Here is a 16,066-nt window from a genome sequence, read left to right as displayed (position 1 = left end):
CAACATGGCTGATTACAAACATCCCCTGCGCGTGGGCGTGGGCGGTCCGGTAGGATCGGGCAAAACCGCGCTGCTGGAAGCGCTCTGCAAGGCGATGCGCGACACGTACCATCTGGCGGTGGTGACCAATGATATCTACACCAAAGAGGATCAGCGCATCCTGACCGAGGCGGGCGCGCTAGAGCCAGAGCGCATCGTGGGAGTAGAGACCGGCGGCTGCCCGCATACCGCCATCCGCGAGGATGCTTCAATGAACCTGGCGGCGGTAGAAGCACTCAGCGAGAAGTTCGGCAATCTGGATCTGATCTTCGTGGAAAGCGGCGGGGACAACCTGAGCGCGACCTTCAGCCCGGAGCTGGCGGACCTGACCATTTACGTGATCGACGTGGCCGAAGGGGAAAAAATTCCGCGCAAGGGCGGACCGGGGATCACCAAATCCGATTTCCTGGTGATCAACAAAACCGATCTTGCGCCCTACGTGGGGGCGTCGCTGGAGGTAATGGAGCGTGATACCAACCGCATGCGCGGCGAGCGCCCGTGGACGTTTACCAACCTGAAGGCGGGTGACGGTCTGGGGACGATTATTGCGTTTCTGGAAGAGAAAGGGATGCTGCGGGTGTAGTCGTAAATTTCCCTCTCCCCTGTGGGGAGAGGGTTAGGGTGAGGGGGTTACGCCTCAGGCAGTTCCGCCAGCGGCCAGCGCGGACGCACGGACACGCTCAGGTCGGCCGTTGCCCCCGCATTCAGGCGCACCATCCCGGCGTAGGCGATCATCGCCCCGTTATCGGTACAGAATTCCGGACGCGCGTAGAACACTTCCCCGCGACGCTTTTGCATCATCTCCGCAAGCTTCGCGCGCAGCGTGCGGTTGGCGCTGACGCCGCCCGCCATCACCAGGCGCTTAAACCCGGTCTGATCCAGCGCGCGCTTGCACTTGATCATCAGCGTATCCACCACCGCGTCTTCAAACGCGCGGGCAATATCGGCGCGGGTCTGCTCGTCGTTGTCGTTATTGCGGATAGTATTCGCCGCGAAGGTTTTCAGCCCGGAGAAGCTGAAATCCAGCCCCGGACGGTCGGTCATCGGGCGCGGGAAAACAAAGCGCCCTTCCGTTCCCTGCGACGCCATTTTAGAGAGCATCGGGCCGCCTGGGTAATCCAGACCCAGCAGCTTGGCGGTTTTGTCGAACGCTTCGCCGGCGGCGTCGTCGATCGACTCACCCAGCAGCTCGTACTTGCCAATACCCGTTACGCTAATCAGCTGGGTATGCCCACCGGAGACCAGCAGCGCCACGAACGGGAACTCAGGCGGATTGTCTTCCAGCATCGGTGCCAGAAGATGCCCTTCCATGTGGTGAACCGGAATGGCGGGAACGTCCCACGCGAAGGCCAGCGAACGCCCCACCGTTGCGCCGACCAGCAGCGCGCCGACCAGGCCCGGACCGGCGGTATAGGCTACGGCGTCAATATCGGTTGAGCTTAATCCGGCCTCTTTCAGCGCCGCCTGAATCAGGGGCACCGTTTTACGCACGTGGTCACGAGAGGCCAGTTCAGGTACGACGCCGCCGTAGTCAGCGTGCAATTTCACCTGACTATACAGCTGGTTGGCCAGAAGCCCTTTTTCGTCGTCGTAAATGGCGATGCCGGTTTCATCGCAGGATGTTTCAATACCCAGTACACGCATGACTTGTTTTACCTCGTTTCAATACCGCGCAGTGTAGAGCCTGGGCGGGTTGATGTAAAACTTTGTTCGCCCCAGGAAGAAGGCTCGTGTATACTCCTCACCCTTATTAAAGTCCCTTTCAAAATCGCATCGGTGCTTTACAAAGCAGCAGCATTTGCAGTAAAATTCCGCACCATTTTGAAATAAGCTGGCGTTGATGCCAGCGGCAAACCGAATTTATTAAAGGTGAGAGTTACATGCCGGTAATTAAAGTACGTGAAAACGAGCCGTTCGACGTAGCACTGCGTCGCTTCAAACGTTCATGCGAGAAAGCAGGTGTTCTGGCTGAAGTTCGTCGTCGTGAGTTTTATGAAAAACCAACGACCGAACGTAAGCGCGCTAAAGCTTCCGCTGTGAAACGTCACGCGAAGAAACTGGCTCGCGAAAACGCACGCCGTACTCGTCTGTACTAATCTGTTGAGGGCCAACGCCCTCAATTGACAGACAGAGTAGTAGTCGTAAGGCCGTGCTTCCGGAAGGAATGCGCGGCTTGTTTTCGTTTATAAGTCGCTTAAATTTTTGGGGCATATGGCCGGAAGAATCCCACGCGTTTTCATCAATGACCTGCTCGCCAGAACCGACATCGTCGATCTCATCGACGCGCGGGTAAAGCTGAAAAAGCAGGGCAAGAACTACCATGCGTGCTGTCCGTTCCATAACGAAAAAACCCCCTCCTTCACCGTAAACGGTGAAAAGCAGTTTTACCATTGCTTCGGCTGTGGCGCACACGGTAATGCCGTCGATTTTTTAATGAACTACGACAAGCTCGAGTTCGTTGAAACCGTCGAAGAACTGGCGGCGATGCATAATCTTGAAGTGCCGTATGAAGCAGGCAGTGGGCCAAGTCAGATCGAGCGCCATCAGCGGCAAACGCTGTATCAACTGATGGATGGCCTGAATTCGTTTTACCAACAGTCTCTTAAGCACTCTGCGGCTGAGCCTGCGCGTCAGTATCTGAACAAGCGCGGACTGAGCGACGATGTGATTGCGCGTTTCGCTATTGGTTACGCCCCGCCCGGCTGGGACAACGTGTTAAAGCGTTTTGGCGGCAATAGCGAAGATCGTAAATCCCTCATCGACGCAGGCATGCTGGTCACTAACGACCAGGGACGAAGCTACGACCGCTTCCGTGAACGGGTGATGTTCCCGATCCGCGACAAGCGTGGCCGGGTAATTGGTTTTGGTGGTCGCGTATTGGGTGATGCCCTGCCGAAATACCTAAACTCTCCGGAAACCGATATTTTCCATAAGGGCCGCCAGTTGTACGGTCTTTATGAGGCGCAGCAGGACAATGCGGAACCTCCGCGTCTGCTGGTCGTCGAAGGCTATATGGACGTCGTTGCGCTGGCGCAGTACGACATTAACTACGCGGTTGCGTCGTTAGGTACGTCCACCACTGCCGATCATATTCAACTGCTGTTTAGGGTGACCAACAACGTCATCTGCTGTTACGACGGTGACCGAGCCGGACGCGACGCCGCCTGGCGAGCGCTGGAAACCGCGCTGCCGTATATGACCGACGGACGTCAGCTACGCTTTATGTTCCTGCCCGACGGTGAAGACCCGGATACGCTGGTGCGTAAAGAGGGCAAAGCGGCATTCGAAGCGCGGATGGAGCAGGCACAGCCGCTCTCCACGTTTCTGTTTAACAGCCTGATGCCGCAGGTGGATTTGAGTACCCCTGACGGGCGCGCGCAGCTCAGTACTCTGGCGCTGCCGTTAATCAGCCAGGTGCCCGGCGAAACGCTGCGCATCTACCTGCGTCAGGAGTTAGGCAACAAGCTCGGTATCCTGGATGACAGCCAGCTTGAACGTTTAATGCCTAAACAGGCTGAAAACGGCACGGTTCGCCCCGCGCCTCAGCTAAAACGCACAACCATGCGTATACTGATAGGGTTACTGGTGCAAAACCCCGAACTTGCTCCGCAAGTGCCGTCGCTGGCGGGTTTGAACCACGAAAAGTTGCCCGGACTTGGCTTATTTTCAGAACTGGTCAACACTTGTTTGTCTCAGCCAGGTCTGACCACCGGACAACTTTTAGAGCATTATCGCGGCACAAAAGAGGCCGCTACCCTTGAAAAACTGTCGATGTGGGACGATATAGCAGATAAGGAAATTGCAGAAAAAACGTTCACCGACTCGCTCAACCATATGTTTGATTCGATGCTTGAGTTGCGCCAGGAAGAGTTGATAGCTCGCGAGCGCACCCATGGCTTAAGCAGCGAAGAACGCCGGGAGCTCTGGATGATTAACCAGGAACTGGCGAAGAAATAAAAAATTTAACGGCTTAAGTGCCGAATATCGATCGGGAAGCCCCCGGCAGCCGCACTGAGAGGCAGCGGCAAAAATATAAGTACGCCCTCGCTTTAAAGGTTGGCAGCACCATCGCCGACACCAATCAAACGAATTAAGTGTGGATACCGTCTTATGGAGCAAAACCCGCAGTCACAGCTGAAACTTCTTGTCCAACGCGGTAAGGAGCAAGGCTATCTGACCTATGCCGAGGTCAATGACCATCTGCCGGAAGATATCGTCGATTCAGACCAGATCGAAGACATCATCCAAATGATCAATGACATGGGCATTCAGGTGATGGAAGAAGCACCGGATGCCGATGATCTGTTGCTGGCTGAAACCTCCAACAACACTGACGAAGATGCGGAAGAAGCTGCTGCACAGGTCCTGTCCAGCGTGGAATCTGAAATCGGGCGTACCACTGACCCGGTCCGCATGTACATGCGCGAAATGGGTACCGTTGAACTGTTGACCCGCGAAGGCGAAATTGACATCGCAAAACGCATCGAAGACGGGATCAACCAGGTTCAGTGCTCTGTTGCCGAATACCCGGAAGCGATTACCTATCTGCTGGAGCAGTACGATCGCGTTGAAGCGGAAGAAGCGCGCCTGTCTGACCTGATCACCGGTTTTGTCGACCCGAACGCTGAAGAAGATATGGCGCCTACCGCCACTCACGTCGGTTCTGAGCTGTCTCAGGAAGAGATGGATGACGACGAAGATGAAGATGAGGAAGAAGACGACGACAGCGCGGACGATGACAACAGCATCGACCCGGAACTGGCGCGCGAGAAGTTTGCCGAGCTGCGTACCCAGTACGAAGTAACGCGTGACACCATCAAAGCGAAAGGCCGCAGCCATGCCGCCGCTCAGGAAGAGATCCTGAAGCTGTCTGAAGTGTTCAAACAGTTCCGCCTGGTGCCAAAACAGTTCGACTACCTGGTAAACAGCATGCGCGTGATGATGGATCGCGTACGCACCCAGGAACGCATCATCATGAAGCTGTGCGTTGAGCAGTGCAAAATGCCGAAGAAGAACTTCATCACCCTCTTCACCGGCAACGAAACCAGCGAAACCTGGTTCAACGCGGCTATCGCGATGAACAAGCCGTGGTCTGAAAAACTGCACGACGTGAAGGACGATGTCTATCGCGGTCTGCAGAAGCTGCAGCAAATTGAAGAAGAGACCGGCCTGACCATCGAGCAGGTCAAAGACATCAACCGTCGCATGTCCATCGGTGAAGCGAAAGCCCGCCGTGCGAAGAAAGAGATGGTTGAAGCGAACTTACGTCTGGTTATCTCTATCGCCAAGAAATACACCAACCGCGGTCTGCAGTTCCTGGATCTGATTCAGGAAGGCAACATCGGTCTGATGAAAGCGGTAGATAAGTTTGAATACCGTCGTGGTTACAAGTTCTCTACTTACGCGACATGGTGGATCCGTCAGGCGATCACCCGCTCTATCGCGGACCAGGCACGCACCATCCGTATTCCGGTTCATATGATTGAGACCATCAACAAGCTCAACCGTATCTCCCGCCAGATGCTGCAGGAGATGGGCCGCGAGCCGACGCCGGAAGAGCTGGCCGAGCGCATGCTGATGCCGGAAGACAAGATCCGTAAAGTGCTGAAGATCGCCAAAGAGCCAATCTCCATGGAAACACCGATCGGTGATGATGAAGATTCGCATCTGGGGGATTTCATCGAGGATACCACCCTCGAGCTGCCGCTGGACTCGGCTACTACCGAGAGCCTGCGTGCCGCCACGCACGACGTTCTGGCTGGCCTGACCGCCCGTGAAGCAAAAGTGCTGCGTATGCGTTTCGGTATCGACATGAATACCGACCACACGCTGGAAGAAGTGGGTAAACAGTTCGACGTGACCCGCGAACGTATCCGTCAGATCGAAGCGAAAGCGCTGCGTAAGCTGCGTCATCCAAGCCGCTCTGAAGTGCTGCGTAGCTTCCTGGACGACTAATCCTGGTAAACAGCAAAAAGCTCCCAATCGGGAGCTTTTTATGTTTATTCCCTCTCCCCGTGGGAGAGGGCCAGGGTGAGGGCATCAGGCCGCAAAGGAGCTAAAGCCCCCGCACCATCAGCGCCTCATCCAGCTCCCTGTAGGCCTCCACCAGCTTATCCAGCGTCGCTCTGTTGAGCCCGCTAGGATTCGGCAACACCCACACCTGCGTAACGCCGATGGTGATGTTCTGCTTACCCCACTTAGCCCCGCGCTGGCTAAACGCCTGCTCGTAGGCCTGCTTACCGAGGATCGCCAGCGCGGCGGGCTGATAGTCTTCAATCTTCTTTACCAGTTCCCGCCCGCCGCTGCGCAGCTCATGCAGGTTGACCTCGCTTGCCTGTACCGTCGGCCTCTCGACCAACATGGTAATTCCGCAGCCCGTGTCCAGCAGGTGCTGCTCCTCTTCCGGCTTGAGTAACCTGTCGGTAAACCCGGCCTGATAGATCACCTTCCAGAAGCGATTGCCCGGATGGGCGAAGTGAAAGCCGGTGTGCGCCGAGGACTTTCCTGGATTGATTCCGCAAAACACCACCCGCAGGCCAGGGGCCAGAATGTCGTTGATCATCTTTACTCCCGCTGATACGTCGTAATGGAAGTATAAAGGATTGATAATGCGTTGTTTATAAAAACAGCAGGCAGGTGTGAATGGCTGGATTGCTGCGGGGAGTTACTTTATAATTCACCGCCACGGCCCCTTAGCTCAGTGGTTAGAGCAGGCGACTCATAATCGCTTGGTCGCTGGTTCAAGTCCAGCAGGGGCCACCAAATTTTAGTGTTAGAATCATATGATTAAGCCACTCTAGCGAGTGGCTTTTTTGTTGGCTGAATAACGGGTACCATCTTGTTGTCCCCTGAGTTTTCCCCCAAGCATTCGCCAGGCTGTATCCCTCCTTTGATTTTGCTGCCCCCTATGCAAGCACATACGGAATCAATCACACGTAGCCCGGCCTGCAGCTCACCCTCACAAACTGCAAAACTAAAGAAATCCCCCATCGCGCCGATCATCATCCGTGTGTATTATTTCCTGTAGCTTTTACAACAACTACCCTTAACTCAAATACTTAAGCGCCAAAGCGAAAGGCATCATGAGCACACCGATCAAACGGCTAGAAATCATTAAAAATGCCATTGAACTGGAAGATGACGACATCATCCAGAGCCAGCTGACACGCCTGAAAAATGAAGCGTTTGACGATGAGCTACAGGCAATCGTCGTGGCGCTTGAGGAAAAGAACTACACCGCGGCCATGGCGGCCATAACCGCCTGGCTGCAGGGCCAACGCGCCGTGACCCAGTGGCGTGACCCACAGGTAGCCGCCAGCAAGCTGGAGCTGAAGGCGCTGGAAGAGCGTCTGCGCGATCTGATTGACCGCCGCAACGCGCGCGTGCAGCAGCTTGATGAGTTCAACGATCTCTATTTCTCCCGCCTCGGACCGCTGATGCAGCAGATCCTCGCCCTGCGTAAAACGCTGGCGGAGCTGAACCTGCGTCGTCAGCAGGCGGAGGCACGTCGTCGCGAGGAGGATTACCGCCGCTGTCAGCGCTATATGGCGCAGGCGGTGGAGGTGCTGGCGACGCTTACCCAGCGCTGGCGCAATCTCCCGGCTGACTCCGTCCAGGCCGCTCAGGCGCGTAAGCATCTGGAACAGCAAAGCAATCTGATTACCAACCTGCTGGCCGAAGCGCTCGAACTGGAAAGCGGCTTAACGCGTGAAGAAGAGCCCGCGCGTCAGGCGCGCGACGAGGCCAACGAAGAGTACGAGAAGTATCGCGAACAGCATCACGATGCCGAAGTGCGGCTGCGCAAGGGCAAACATCTCTCGGAAGAAGATCAGAACGAACTCAAGCGCCTCTGGCGGCAGGCGAGCAAGCTCTGCCATCCGGATTTAGTCGCAGACGATCTGAAAGAGGAAGCCAACGCGATGATGGTGCAGCTCAACCAGGCCAAACAGCGCGGCGACGTCAAAACCATTCGCTCGCTGGTGGCCCGCCTGCAGCAGGGGTTCGAGCCATTGATGGCGAGCGACAGGCTGAACGATCTGGAGCGTATCCGCAAAAAAATGGCGCAGGTCCGCGAGCAAATCGACACCTTAGTGAACGAGCTGGCGGAGCTGGAAAAAGAGGAGTCCTGGCTGCTGGTCTCGTCGCTGAGCAATATGGAAGCGTACTTTGCTCAGCAGGAGAAAGCGCTAAAAGAGGTATGCGCCTCGCTCGAACACCAGGTTAACGAAGCGCAGATGGATTCGGCAGCCTGATTATTTAGCGTGCCAGTATGCGCTGGCACGCACCAGATGCTGGTCAATCGCGTTGGTTTCAAACTGGCGGCTCAGGCTTTTTACCACCTTCCCTTCTCCGGTCAGCCAGATAAAGTAATCCTCCGCCGGCACGGCCAGCGCCGCCAGACGGTCAGCCACCGCCTGCTCGCTGTGGCCCACCACCCAGGTGATGTTGAAATCACTCAGGTGCGCCAGATAGTCCTTATAAGATTCGTCACCTACGGTCACCACCGCGTGAATCTCCGGACAAACCGGCAGTTTAGCAATGCTCTCTAAACGTCGACGCAGCGCCGGCATGCCGGACTCGTCGCACACGTACAGCTGCCAGGCGTAATCCTCCGGCACTACCAGCGAACCGCGCGGGCCGCCGATCGTCAACCTGTCGCCCACCTTCGCCTCGACTGCCCAGCCGCTGGCAATCCCGCCGTCATGAATGAAGAAATCGAGCGCCAGTTCATGATTTGCCTCATCGTACAGCGGCGTATAGTCGCGCGCCTGTGGACGTACGCCGTCGCCCCAGTCGATGCCTTCATCGGTGACCTTCGGCGGGACAAACGTGGTGCCAGGTGCAGGGAAAAAGACTTTGGTGTGGTCGTCGAAGCCGCGGGAGCTAAAGCCCTCCAGCGCCTCGCCGCCTAAAACAATGCGCTGAAAGCCTGCGCTAACGCGTTCAACGCGGCGCACCGTCAACTCGCGAAAGCGCAGGTCATTACGCACGCGCTGTGGGTAACGGGTAGATGCCATTTTTAGCCTCTTCTCTGGTAAATACGATATATCGGAATTGATTTTTAAATGATAATGATTACTAATCAGTAAAAAAGCAAGATTTTTTAGATTGCATCTGAATATATCTTAGATATAGTTTAGATATATCAAATTAAGAGACACAACATGCGACATGAACACGACGGCGGCGGACGCCGACCGCGCTTTTTCGGCCACGGCGACCTGCGACTGGTGATTCTGGATATCCTGACCCGCAGCGCCAGCCACGGCTATGAGCTGATTAAAGAGATCGAGAACCTGACCCAGGGGAACTACACGCCGAGCCCCGGTGTGATCTACCCGACGCTGGATTATCTGCAGGATCAAACCTTTATCACCATTACGGAAGAAGAGAGCGGTCGTAAGAAGATTGCGATTACCGCTGAAGGACAGCGCTGGCTGGACGAAAACCTGGAACAGCTGGAACAGATCCAGGTGCGTATTAAGGCGCGCAGCGTCGGCTTTGAGCTGCGCAAAAACCCGCAGATGAAGCGGGCGCTGGATAACTTTAAAGCGGTGTTAGACCTGAAGGTAAATCAGGGAGAGCTCAGCGACGCGCAGCTCAAGCAGATTATCGGCATAATCGACCGCGCGGCGCTGGAGATCTCCCAGCTGGATTAAGCTGGCGCGTGCTCGCTCACTCGGAATACGCGTACCAACTCTTTCAGGTGCATCGCCTGCTCGTTAAGGGATGCCGCCGCCGCGACGGACTCCTCCACCAGCGCAGAGTTCTGCTGGGTGGTGGCATCAATCAGGCCAATCGCGCTGTTGATCTGCGAGATCCCCTCCGTCTGCTCGTGGCTGGCCTGGCGGATCTCGCGCAGGATCGTGTCCATCTCCTCCACGTTGCCGACCATGCCGTTGATCAACGCGCTCGCTTTTTCCACCAGATTCATCCCGTCCTGGGTCTGGCTGGTGGAGCTCTCGATCAGCTCGCGAATTTCACTGGCAGACGACGCGCTCTTCTGAGCAAGCTGGCGAACCTCACCGGCAACCACCGCGAAGCCGCGGCCGTGCTCGCCCGCACGCGCCGCTTCCACCGCCGCGTTCAGCGCCAGAATGTTGGTCTGGAACGCAATGGCGTCGATCAGGTCGATAATGTCGGACATCCGGTTCGACGTCTCGTTAATCAGGCGCATTTTGCTGGTTACCTGCTTCATCATCTCCCCGTTGTTTTTGACCACCGTGGCGGCATCTGCCGAAAGATTAGTCGCTTCCCCGGTGTGCGAGGCGGTGTTTTTCACCGTCGCGGTGATCTGCTCCATCGAGGCGGCGGTCTGTTCAACGGAACTTGCCTGCTCCTCGGTGCGCGCGGCAAGATCCTGGTTACCGGCGACAATCTGCGCGGCTGCGCTGGAGATATTCTCCGAGCCCGTTTGCACCTGCTGCACAATATCCAGCAGGCGGTTTTTCATCTCCATCAGCGCGTGCAGCAATAGGCCCGTTTCGTCTTTGCCGTGCGGCGTGATGCTGCCCGTCAGGTCGCCCTCTGAAATGGCATTGGCAAAATTCACCGCCTCGCCGAGTGGGCGGGTAATAGCGCGCACGATAAACCAGCCAATCAGGCTGCCAGCGGCGACGCTAAAGAGGGTGATCAGGATCAGCAGCAGTCGGCTGGACCTGAAGTCTCCTTCCACCTGCGCCCCCGCGCTCTGCATCTCATGGTTCTGAATCGCAATCAGCTCCTGCACTTTAGCTTTATAGGCCTGCTGCACGGTAAGGGTATGGGTCATCATCTCCTGGATAGCACCCGCACGGTCATTATTCTGCACCGCCTGCAAAATGCGATAGCGCGAGTCCAGATACTGCTGACGAACGTCGCGGATCTCGGCAAGAACCTGCTGCGATTTCGGGTCCTGCAACACCGTATTCAGCTCGCCCAAAATCACCGTGATATGCTCGCTGATCTCTTTAAGATGCTGCTGCGACTGTGCCGTGTACGTTCCCTGTTCATCCAGCAGCATGAGCTGCTGAGTGCTAATAAATTCCTGGAAGTTGTCGATTAACTGGTTCGCTTTAACCGTGGTGGGATAATCATGGGTAATGATGGATTGCATCCCGTTGTTAGCCCGGTTCAGGCTCAGTAAGGACATACTGGCGCTGATCACCATCAGGACAATAAAGAATCCAAACGCCAGAAATAATTTCGTGCCGATCTTTACGTCATGTAAGAACATATTTTCTCCATCGATGTGATTATTTCTCAGACGATCGCTGTTATCGGTAACGAATCCGCTAACTTTATGACTTTGATCGTTTTTTTATTTCATAACTATCACAATGGATAGGTAGAGGCTATTAATTTCGCCCCATCGATCGTTACCAGACCACCAGAACAGTGTTTTGCAAAATAGCATCGGGGAAAACTGACTTAGGCAGGGATAAATAACTGAGGCACTTTCTTTAGTTATTTAATATCTCATTAACAATAAAAAACATTAATAGTCACAACCACAAATAAAAAAGCCGTTTATTCCTTACGGTATAAACGACTTTTCCGGAACATTACTGGCTCAATGGAGCACCGTCACCGCATCCTTAAGACGCCCGGCGCGGTGTTTCACCATGGCAGAGATGTGCGCGCTCTCCTCGACCAGGTCGGCATTTTTTTGCGTAATGCTGTCCAGTTCCGCCACCGCGCGGGTTAGCTCTGACAACCCGGTCGCCTGTTCGGACGTCGAGTGGCTGATCTGCGCGATGAGCTGCGTGACGTTTTTCACCTGCTCGACAATGTCATCCATCGTGCGGCCTGCGGCGTGCACCTGCTCGGAGCCGGACTGTACCCTGCTGGCGCTGGCATCAATCAGCTTGCGGATATCGTTAGCCGCATTCGCGCTGCGGCTGGCAAGGTGGCGAACTTCCCCCGCGACCACGGCAAAGCCTTTCCCCTGCTCGCCGGCTCTTGCCGCTTCAACGGCCGCATTCAGCGCCAGGATATTGGTCTGGAAAGCGATGTCGTTAATCAGGGAGGTAATCGAGCCGATGCGCTGCGTGCTATCGGCGATGTCATCCATCGTTTTCACCACGGTCTGCATCGCGTTGCCGCCTTTCGTCGCCGCGCTGCTCGCGGCGACGGAGAGTTTGTCCACTTCGGCGGCGGTTTCTGAGTTGCTCTGAACGGAAGCGGCCATCTGGTTCATCGTTGCGACGGTCTGCTGCACGTTCGCCACGGTCTGACGCGTACGATCGTTCAGCGCTTCGTTCCCCTGCGCCAGCCTGTCGCTGCCGTCACGGACGCTCATCACCTGACTTGAGACGTCATTGATGAGCCAGCGGCACATCAGCCCCAGTTGTCCTACCGCGCGCAGGGTCAGCCCCAGCTCGTCGCTGCGGTTCAGATGCTGCACGCTGTTGCGCTCGCCGGTCGCCACCTTCAGCGCCTGATGCGCGACGTTTTCGATCGGGCGGACAATTTGCTGCTCAAACAGCAGCGTTCCCAGCAGCGTTACCACGGCGGCCGCGGCGAGCGGCACCCAGCCTGCGGAGGTGGTCTCCAGGGTAGCGGCAAGCGCGGCAAAGAGCGCCGCCATCACGCTGCGTACGCGCCAGCGTAGCGGCATGGAAGGAAGTTTACCCAACCAGCCCTTACGCACCACCAGTCCTTTTTGGATGCGTTTTTTACAGCTCCCGTTATTCAGCGCCCGGTAGAGCGGCTCTACGGCAGCGATCTCTTCCTCCGTGGCTTTGGTGCGGATCGACATATACCCCGTCACCTGCCCATTCCGCACCATCGGTACCGCATTCGCGCGCACCCAGTAATGATCGCCATTTTTACGCCGGTTTTTGACAATGCCGCTCCACGGCTCACCCTGCTGCAGGGTGTACCACATATCGGCAAACGCCGCTTTTGGCATGTCGGGATGGCGCACCAGATTGTGCGGCTGGCCCATCAGCTCATCAAGCTGATAGCCGCTCACCTGCACAAAGGTGTCGTTTGCATGGGTCATATAGCTGTGGACGTCGGTGGTCGACATTAAGGTGGTGTCATCGTCCAGAGGATAATTATTCTGGGTGACACAGGAAGGAGAAGACATGACGGGCATTCCTTGCAGGTTATTCGAATGTTAATTTTGTGGTTTATTATTTTTTCGGCGGTAAACAATTTATCTTTAGTTGTTAAACTTGATGGAGATCGCAGATTTCACTTAAACCGCACTTTTTGTGAGATTTTATAATTCATTGATTCCAAATACTTTCGCAAAGAAATTACCTATAAAGCATGACCTGTTAACGCCCACTTAAGCCGCAAGCCATGCACTCCTTTAGTGCAATTGCCTTTTTGTGCACCTTAGAATGCAGGTTGCCCTGTCCCCCTAAATCCCGTTTCGATTGCTCCGGCATGATTAAATATTGCGCAACATAATTTTAACCTGGCGTTTATCCCGATTTTCGTTAAGTCATCTGAAGTGGCGTAATCCCTGCAATACTTAACTCAGTATCATGTGATACGCGATCCCCGGGAGCATATTTTGAACAGGTTACCTTCCAGCGCCTCGGCTCTTGCCTGTACCGCGCACGCACTGAATCTCATTGAGAAGCGAACGCTCGATCATGAGGAGATGAAACAACTTAACCGAGAGGTCATTGATTACTTTAAAGAGCATGTGAATCCTGGTTTTCTGGAGTATCGCAAATCTGTTACCGCCGGCGGGGATTACGGAGCCGTAGAGTGGCAAGCGGGAAGTCTCAACACGCTTGTCGACACCCAGGGACAGGAGTTTATAGATTGCCTGGGTGGTTTCGGTATCTTTAACGTGGGGCACCGTAATCCAGTAGTGGTTTCCGCCGTACAGAATCAACTTGCGAAACAACCTCTCCATAGTCAGGAACTGCTCGACCCGCTTCGCGCCATGCTCGCGAAAACGCTGGCGGCCTTAACTCCCGGCAAGCTGAAATACAGCTTCTTCAGCAACAGCGGCACCGAGTCGGTCGAGGCGGCGATCAAGCTCGCCAAGGCGTACCAGTCGCCGCGCGGGAAATTCACCTTTATCGCCACCAGCGGCGCGTTCCACGGAAAATCCCTGGGGGCACTGTCTGCGACCGCCAAATCCACCTTCCGCAAACCGTTTATGCCGCTGCTGCCGGGCTTCCGCCACGTGCCGTTCGGCGACATTAACGCCATGCGCACCGTGCTGAGCGAATGCCGTAAAACCGGCGATGACGTGGCGGCGGTGATCCTCGAGCCGATTCAGGGTGAAGGCGGCGTGATTTTGCCTCCACAGGGCTACCTGCCCGCCGTGCGTCAGCTGTGCGATGAGTTTGGCGCACTGCTGATCCTCGACGAAGTCCAGACCGGGATGGGGCGCACCGGCAGGATGTTTGCCTGCGAGCACGAGAACGTTCAGCCGGACATACTGTGTCTTGCGAAGGCGCTCGGCGGCGGCGTGATGCCGATTGGTGCAACGGTTGCCACCGAGGAGGTGTTCTCGGTGCTGTTCGACAATCCGTTCCTGCACACCACCACCTTTGGCGGTAACCCGCTGGCCTGTGCGGCGGCGCTGGCCACCATCAACGTGCTGCTGGAGCAAAACCTGCCTGCGCAGGCGGAGCAGAAAGGCGACATGCTGCTGGACGGCTTCCGCCAGCTGGGGCGTGAGTACCCGGATCTGGTGCAGGAGGCGCGCGGCAAAGGGATGCTGATGGCAATCGAGTTTGTCGACAATGAAATCGGCTACAACTTCGCGAGCGAGATGTTCCGCCAGCGGGTGCTGGTAGCCGGCACGCTCAACAACTCGAAAACCATCCGCATTGAGCCACCGCTGACGCTGACCATAGAGCAGTGTGAGCAGGTGCTGAAGGCGGCGCGCAAGGCGCTGGCAGCGCTGCGGGTAAGAGTAGAAGAAGTATGATTTAATCCCTCCTCTTATGGAGGAGGGAGTTATATCCACTCTAATTTCATTTCAATTTGTAATTAAACATGGCATATTGAAAATCACTCTTACATTGCCCTAAAGAACAATTCCCGTTTTAAATTAATATTTAATTTTAATAAAAGGATAGCGTTCAATAACAATGCAGAAATATCACTCTCGGCGATTGCACCTTACTGAATCAGGCTAAATAGCGCATCAAACATACCCTCCCATTCTAAAAACTAATAAATTTTTAATTAAAACCCATTTAAGAATTTCTAAGCAAAAATCAACCAGCAATAGATTGATATAATATGTCTCGCCTCATAAAATACGCTTTCGGAACATCACGAGAATGTGCAAAACACAGCGTACTGTATGATTCTGTATATTCATGATTTTTAATCTGAATAGTCTTGTATTAAGTCACCTTTAATTTTGTTTCAACTTGACAGAAAACTGTTTATTTAAAAGGATTTGTATGAAAAAGCATGTTTTAGCAATGGTTGTTGCTGCATCTATGGCAAGCGGCGTGATGATGAACGCACAGGCAGACACCACCACAGTAAGCGGCGGTACCGTTAATTTCGTCGGTCAGGTTGTTAACGCTGCCTGTTCAGTTGCTGCCGATTCTGTTGACCAGACCGTTATCCTGAGCCAGGTTCGTACCGTGAAGCTGACTCAAAGCGGAATGCTGGCGAATCAGAAAGAAGATTTCAACATTAAACTGGAAGATTGCGACACCACTGTCAGCCAGAACGCAGCGGTTATTTTCAACGCGCAGCAGGATGCAACTCAGCCGGGCGCTATGGCGAATACCGCAGGTGCAGGTTCCGCACAGAACGTGGCTCTGCAGCTGTTTGGACCGGACGGTAAAAACCTGGATCTGGGTACCACCTCTTCTGCAATCGGCCTGATCAACGGTGAAAACATTATCCCACTGAGCGTTGACTACATCGCTACAGGCGCAGCAACACCAGGTAACGTAGCATCCACCGCTACCTTCCAGATGGTTTATTCCTAATCGAATTAGGATGCTGTCATCCCTCCTTCGTACGCCTGTACGAAGGAGGGATTTTTAATATAACCGACCGTTTTATATAGATTAAATACATAGGCTTAAACGGCATGTTTTAT

The 16,066-nt window shown here is 54.9% G+C and carries 13 protein-coding genes and 1 tRNA gene; 9 read left to right on the top strand and 5 right to left on the bottom strand.

What is annotated here, in order from left to right:
* Positions 1–4: 4 nt before the first annotated feature.
* On the top strand, positions 5–622 hold the full coding sequence (ureG, locus tag IM303_RS16760) for an urease accessory protein UreG (RefSeq protein ID WP_022651876.1): 618 nt from the start codon (positions 5–7) through the stop codon (positions 620–622).
* 47 nt (positions 623–669) lie between these two features.
* On the opposite strand, the gene tsaD is transcribed toward ureG, so the two are convergent.
* Complete coding sequence (gene tsaD / locus IM303_RS16755; RefSeq protein ID WP_063438607.1) at positions 670–1,683, bottom strand: tRNA (adenosine(37)-N6)-threonylcarbamoyltransferase complex transferase subunit TsaD; 1,014 nt, start codon at positions 1,681–1,683, stop codon at positions 670–672.
* Between the two features lie 236 nt (positions 1,684–1,919).
* On the opposite strand from tsaD, the gene rpsU reads away from it, so the two are divergent.
* From rpsU to rpoD, 3 genes are all read left to right on the top strand, one after another.
* Positions 1,920–2,135 (top strand): 30S ribosomal protein S21, encoded by a 216-nt coding sequence (gene rpsU / locus IM303_RS16750; RefSeq protein WP_001144069.1) that lies wholly within the window; start codon positions 1,920–1,922, stop codon positions 2,133–2,135.
* A 115-nt stretch (positions 2,136–2,250) separates the two neighbouring features.
* Positions 2,251–3,996, top strand: a complete 1,746-nt coding sequence (gene dnaG / locus IM303_RS16745; RefSeq protein WP_028014472.1) for a DNA primase — start codon at positions 2,251–2,253, stop codon at positions 3,994–3,996.
* A 153-nt stretch (positions 3,997–4,149) separates the two neighbouring features.
* Positions 4,150–5,994 (top strand): RNA polymerase sigma factor RpoD, encoded by a 1,845-nt coding sequence (rpoD, locus tag IM303_RS16740; protein ID WP_028014473.1) that lies wholly within the window; start codon positions 4,150–4,152, stop codon positions 5,992–5,994.
* A 100-nt stretch (positions 5,995–6,094) separates the two neighbouring features.
* Here rpoD and mug read toward each other — a convergent pair whose 3' ends face one another.
* A complete protein-coding gene (gene mug / locus IM303_RS16735) occupies positions 6,095–6,601 on the bottom strand; it encodes a G/U mismatch-specific DNA glycosylase (RefSeq protein WP_048998545.1) in 507 nt (168 codons plus the stop codon).
* Between the two features lie 124 nt (positions 6,602–6,725).
* Between mug and IM303_RS16730 the strand changes: the two genes are divergently transcribed.
* A tRNA-Ile gene (locus tag IM303_RS16730) sits at positions 6,726–6,801 on the top strand.
* A 320-nt stretch (positions 6,802–7,121) separates the two neighbouring features.
* Positions 7,122–8,291, top strand: coding sequence for a DNA repair protein (locus IM303_RS16725; RefSeq protein ID WP_193360102.1), 1,170 nt, complete (start codon positions 7,122–7,124; stop codon positions 8,289–8,291).
* Here the strand turns inward: IM303_RS16725 and IM303_RS16720 are convergent, their stop codons facing one another.
* Positions 8,292–9,056 (bottom strand): siderophore-interacting protein, encoded by a 765-nt coding sequence (locus IM303_RS16720; protein WP_048958934.1) that lies wholly within the window; start codon positions 9,054–9,056, stop codon positions 8,292–8,294.
* A 147-nt stretch (positions 9,057–9,203) separates the two neighbouring features.
* Between IM303_RS16720 and IM303_RS16715 the strand changes: the two genes are divergently transcribed.
* Complete coding sequence (locus IM303_RS16715; RefSeq protein WP_048998879.1) at positions 9,204–9,698, top strand: PadR family transcriptional regulator; 495 nt, start codon at positions 9,204–9,206, stop codon at positions 9,696–9,698.
* Here the strand turns inward: IM303_RS16715 and IM303_RS16710 are convergent.
* Entirely contained in the window at positions 9,695–11,254 is a 1,560-nt protein-coding gene (locus IM303_RS16710) for a methyl-accepting chemotaxis protein (RefSeq protein WP_028014479.1), read from the bottom strand. The genes IM303_RS16715 and IM303_RS16710 overlap by 4 nt on opposite strands.
* 336 nt (positions 11,255–11,590) lie before the next feature.
* Entirely contained in the window at positions 11,591–13,111 is a 1,521-nt protein-coding gene (locus tag IM303_RS16705) for a PAS domain-containing methyl-accepting chemotaxis protein (RefSeq protein ID WP_193360101.1), read from the bottom strand.
* 435 nt (positions 13,112–13,546) lie between these two features.
* Between IM303_RS16705 and ygjG the strand changes: the two genes are divergently transcribed.
* A complete protein-coding gene (gene ygjG / locus IM303_RS16700; protein WP_048338836.1) occupies positions 13,547–14,926 on the top strand; it encodes a putrescine aminotransferase in 1,380 nt (459 codons plus the stop codon).
* A 484-nt stretch (positions 14,927–15,410) separates the two neighbouring features.
* The gene (locus tag IM303_RS16695) at positions 15,411–15,953 is read left to right on the top strand and encodes a fimbrial protein BcfA (RefSeq protein ID WP_028014482.1); all 543 of its coding nucleotides are present in this window, start codon (positions 15,411–15,413) and stop codon (positions 15,951–15,953) included.
* Positions 15,954–16,066: the final 113 nt, after the last annotated feature.

The organism is Enterobacter cloacae complex sp. P38RS (assembly GCF_014930775.1).
Classification (GTDB): Bacteria; Pseudomonadota; Gammaproteobacteria; order Enterobacterales; family Enterobacteriaceae; genus Enterobacter; species Enterobacter bugandensis.
Note: the sequence above shows the minus strand (reverse complement) of the source record. Positions and strands in the feature narration are given on the sequence as shown.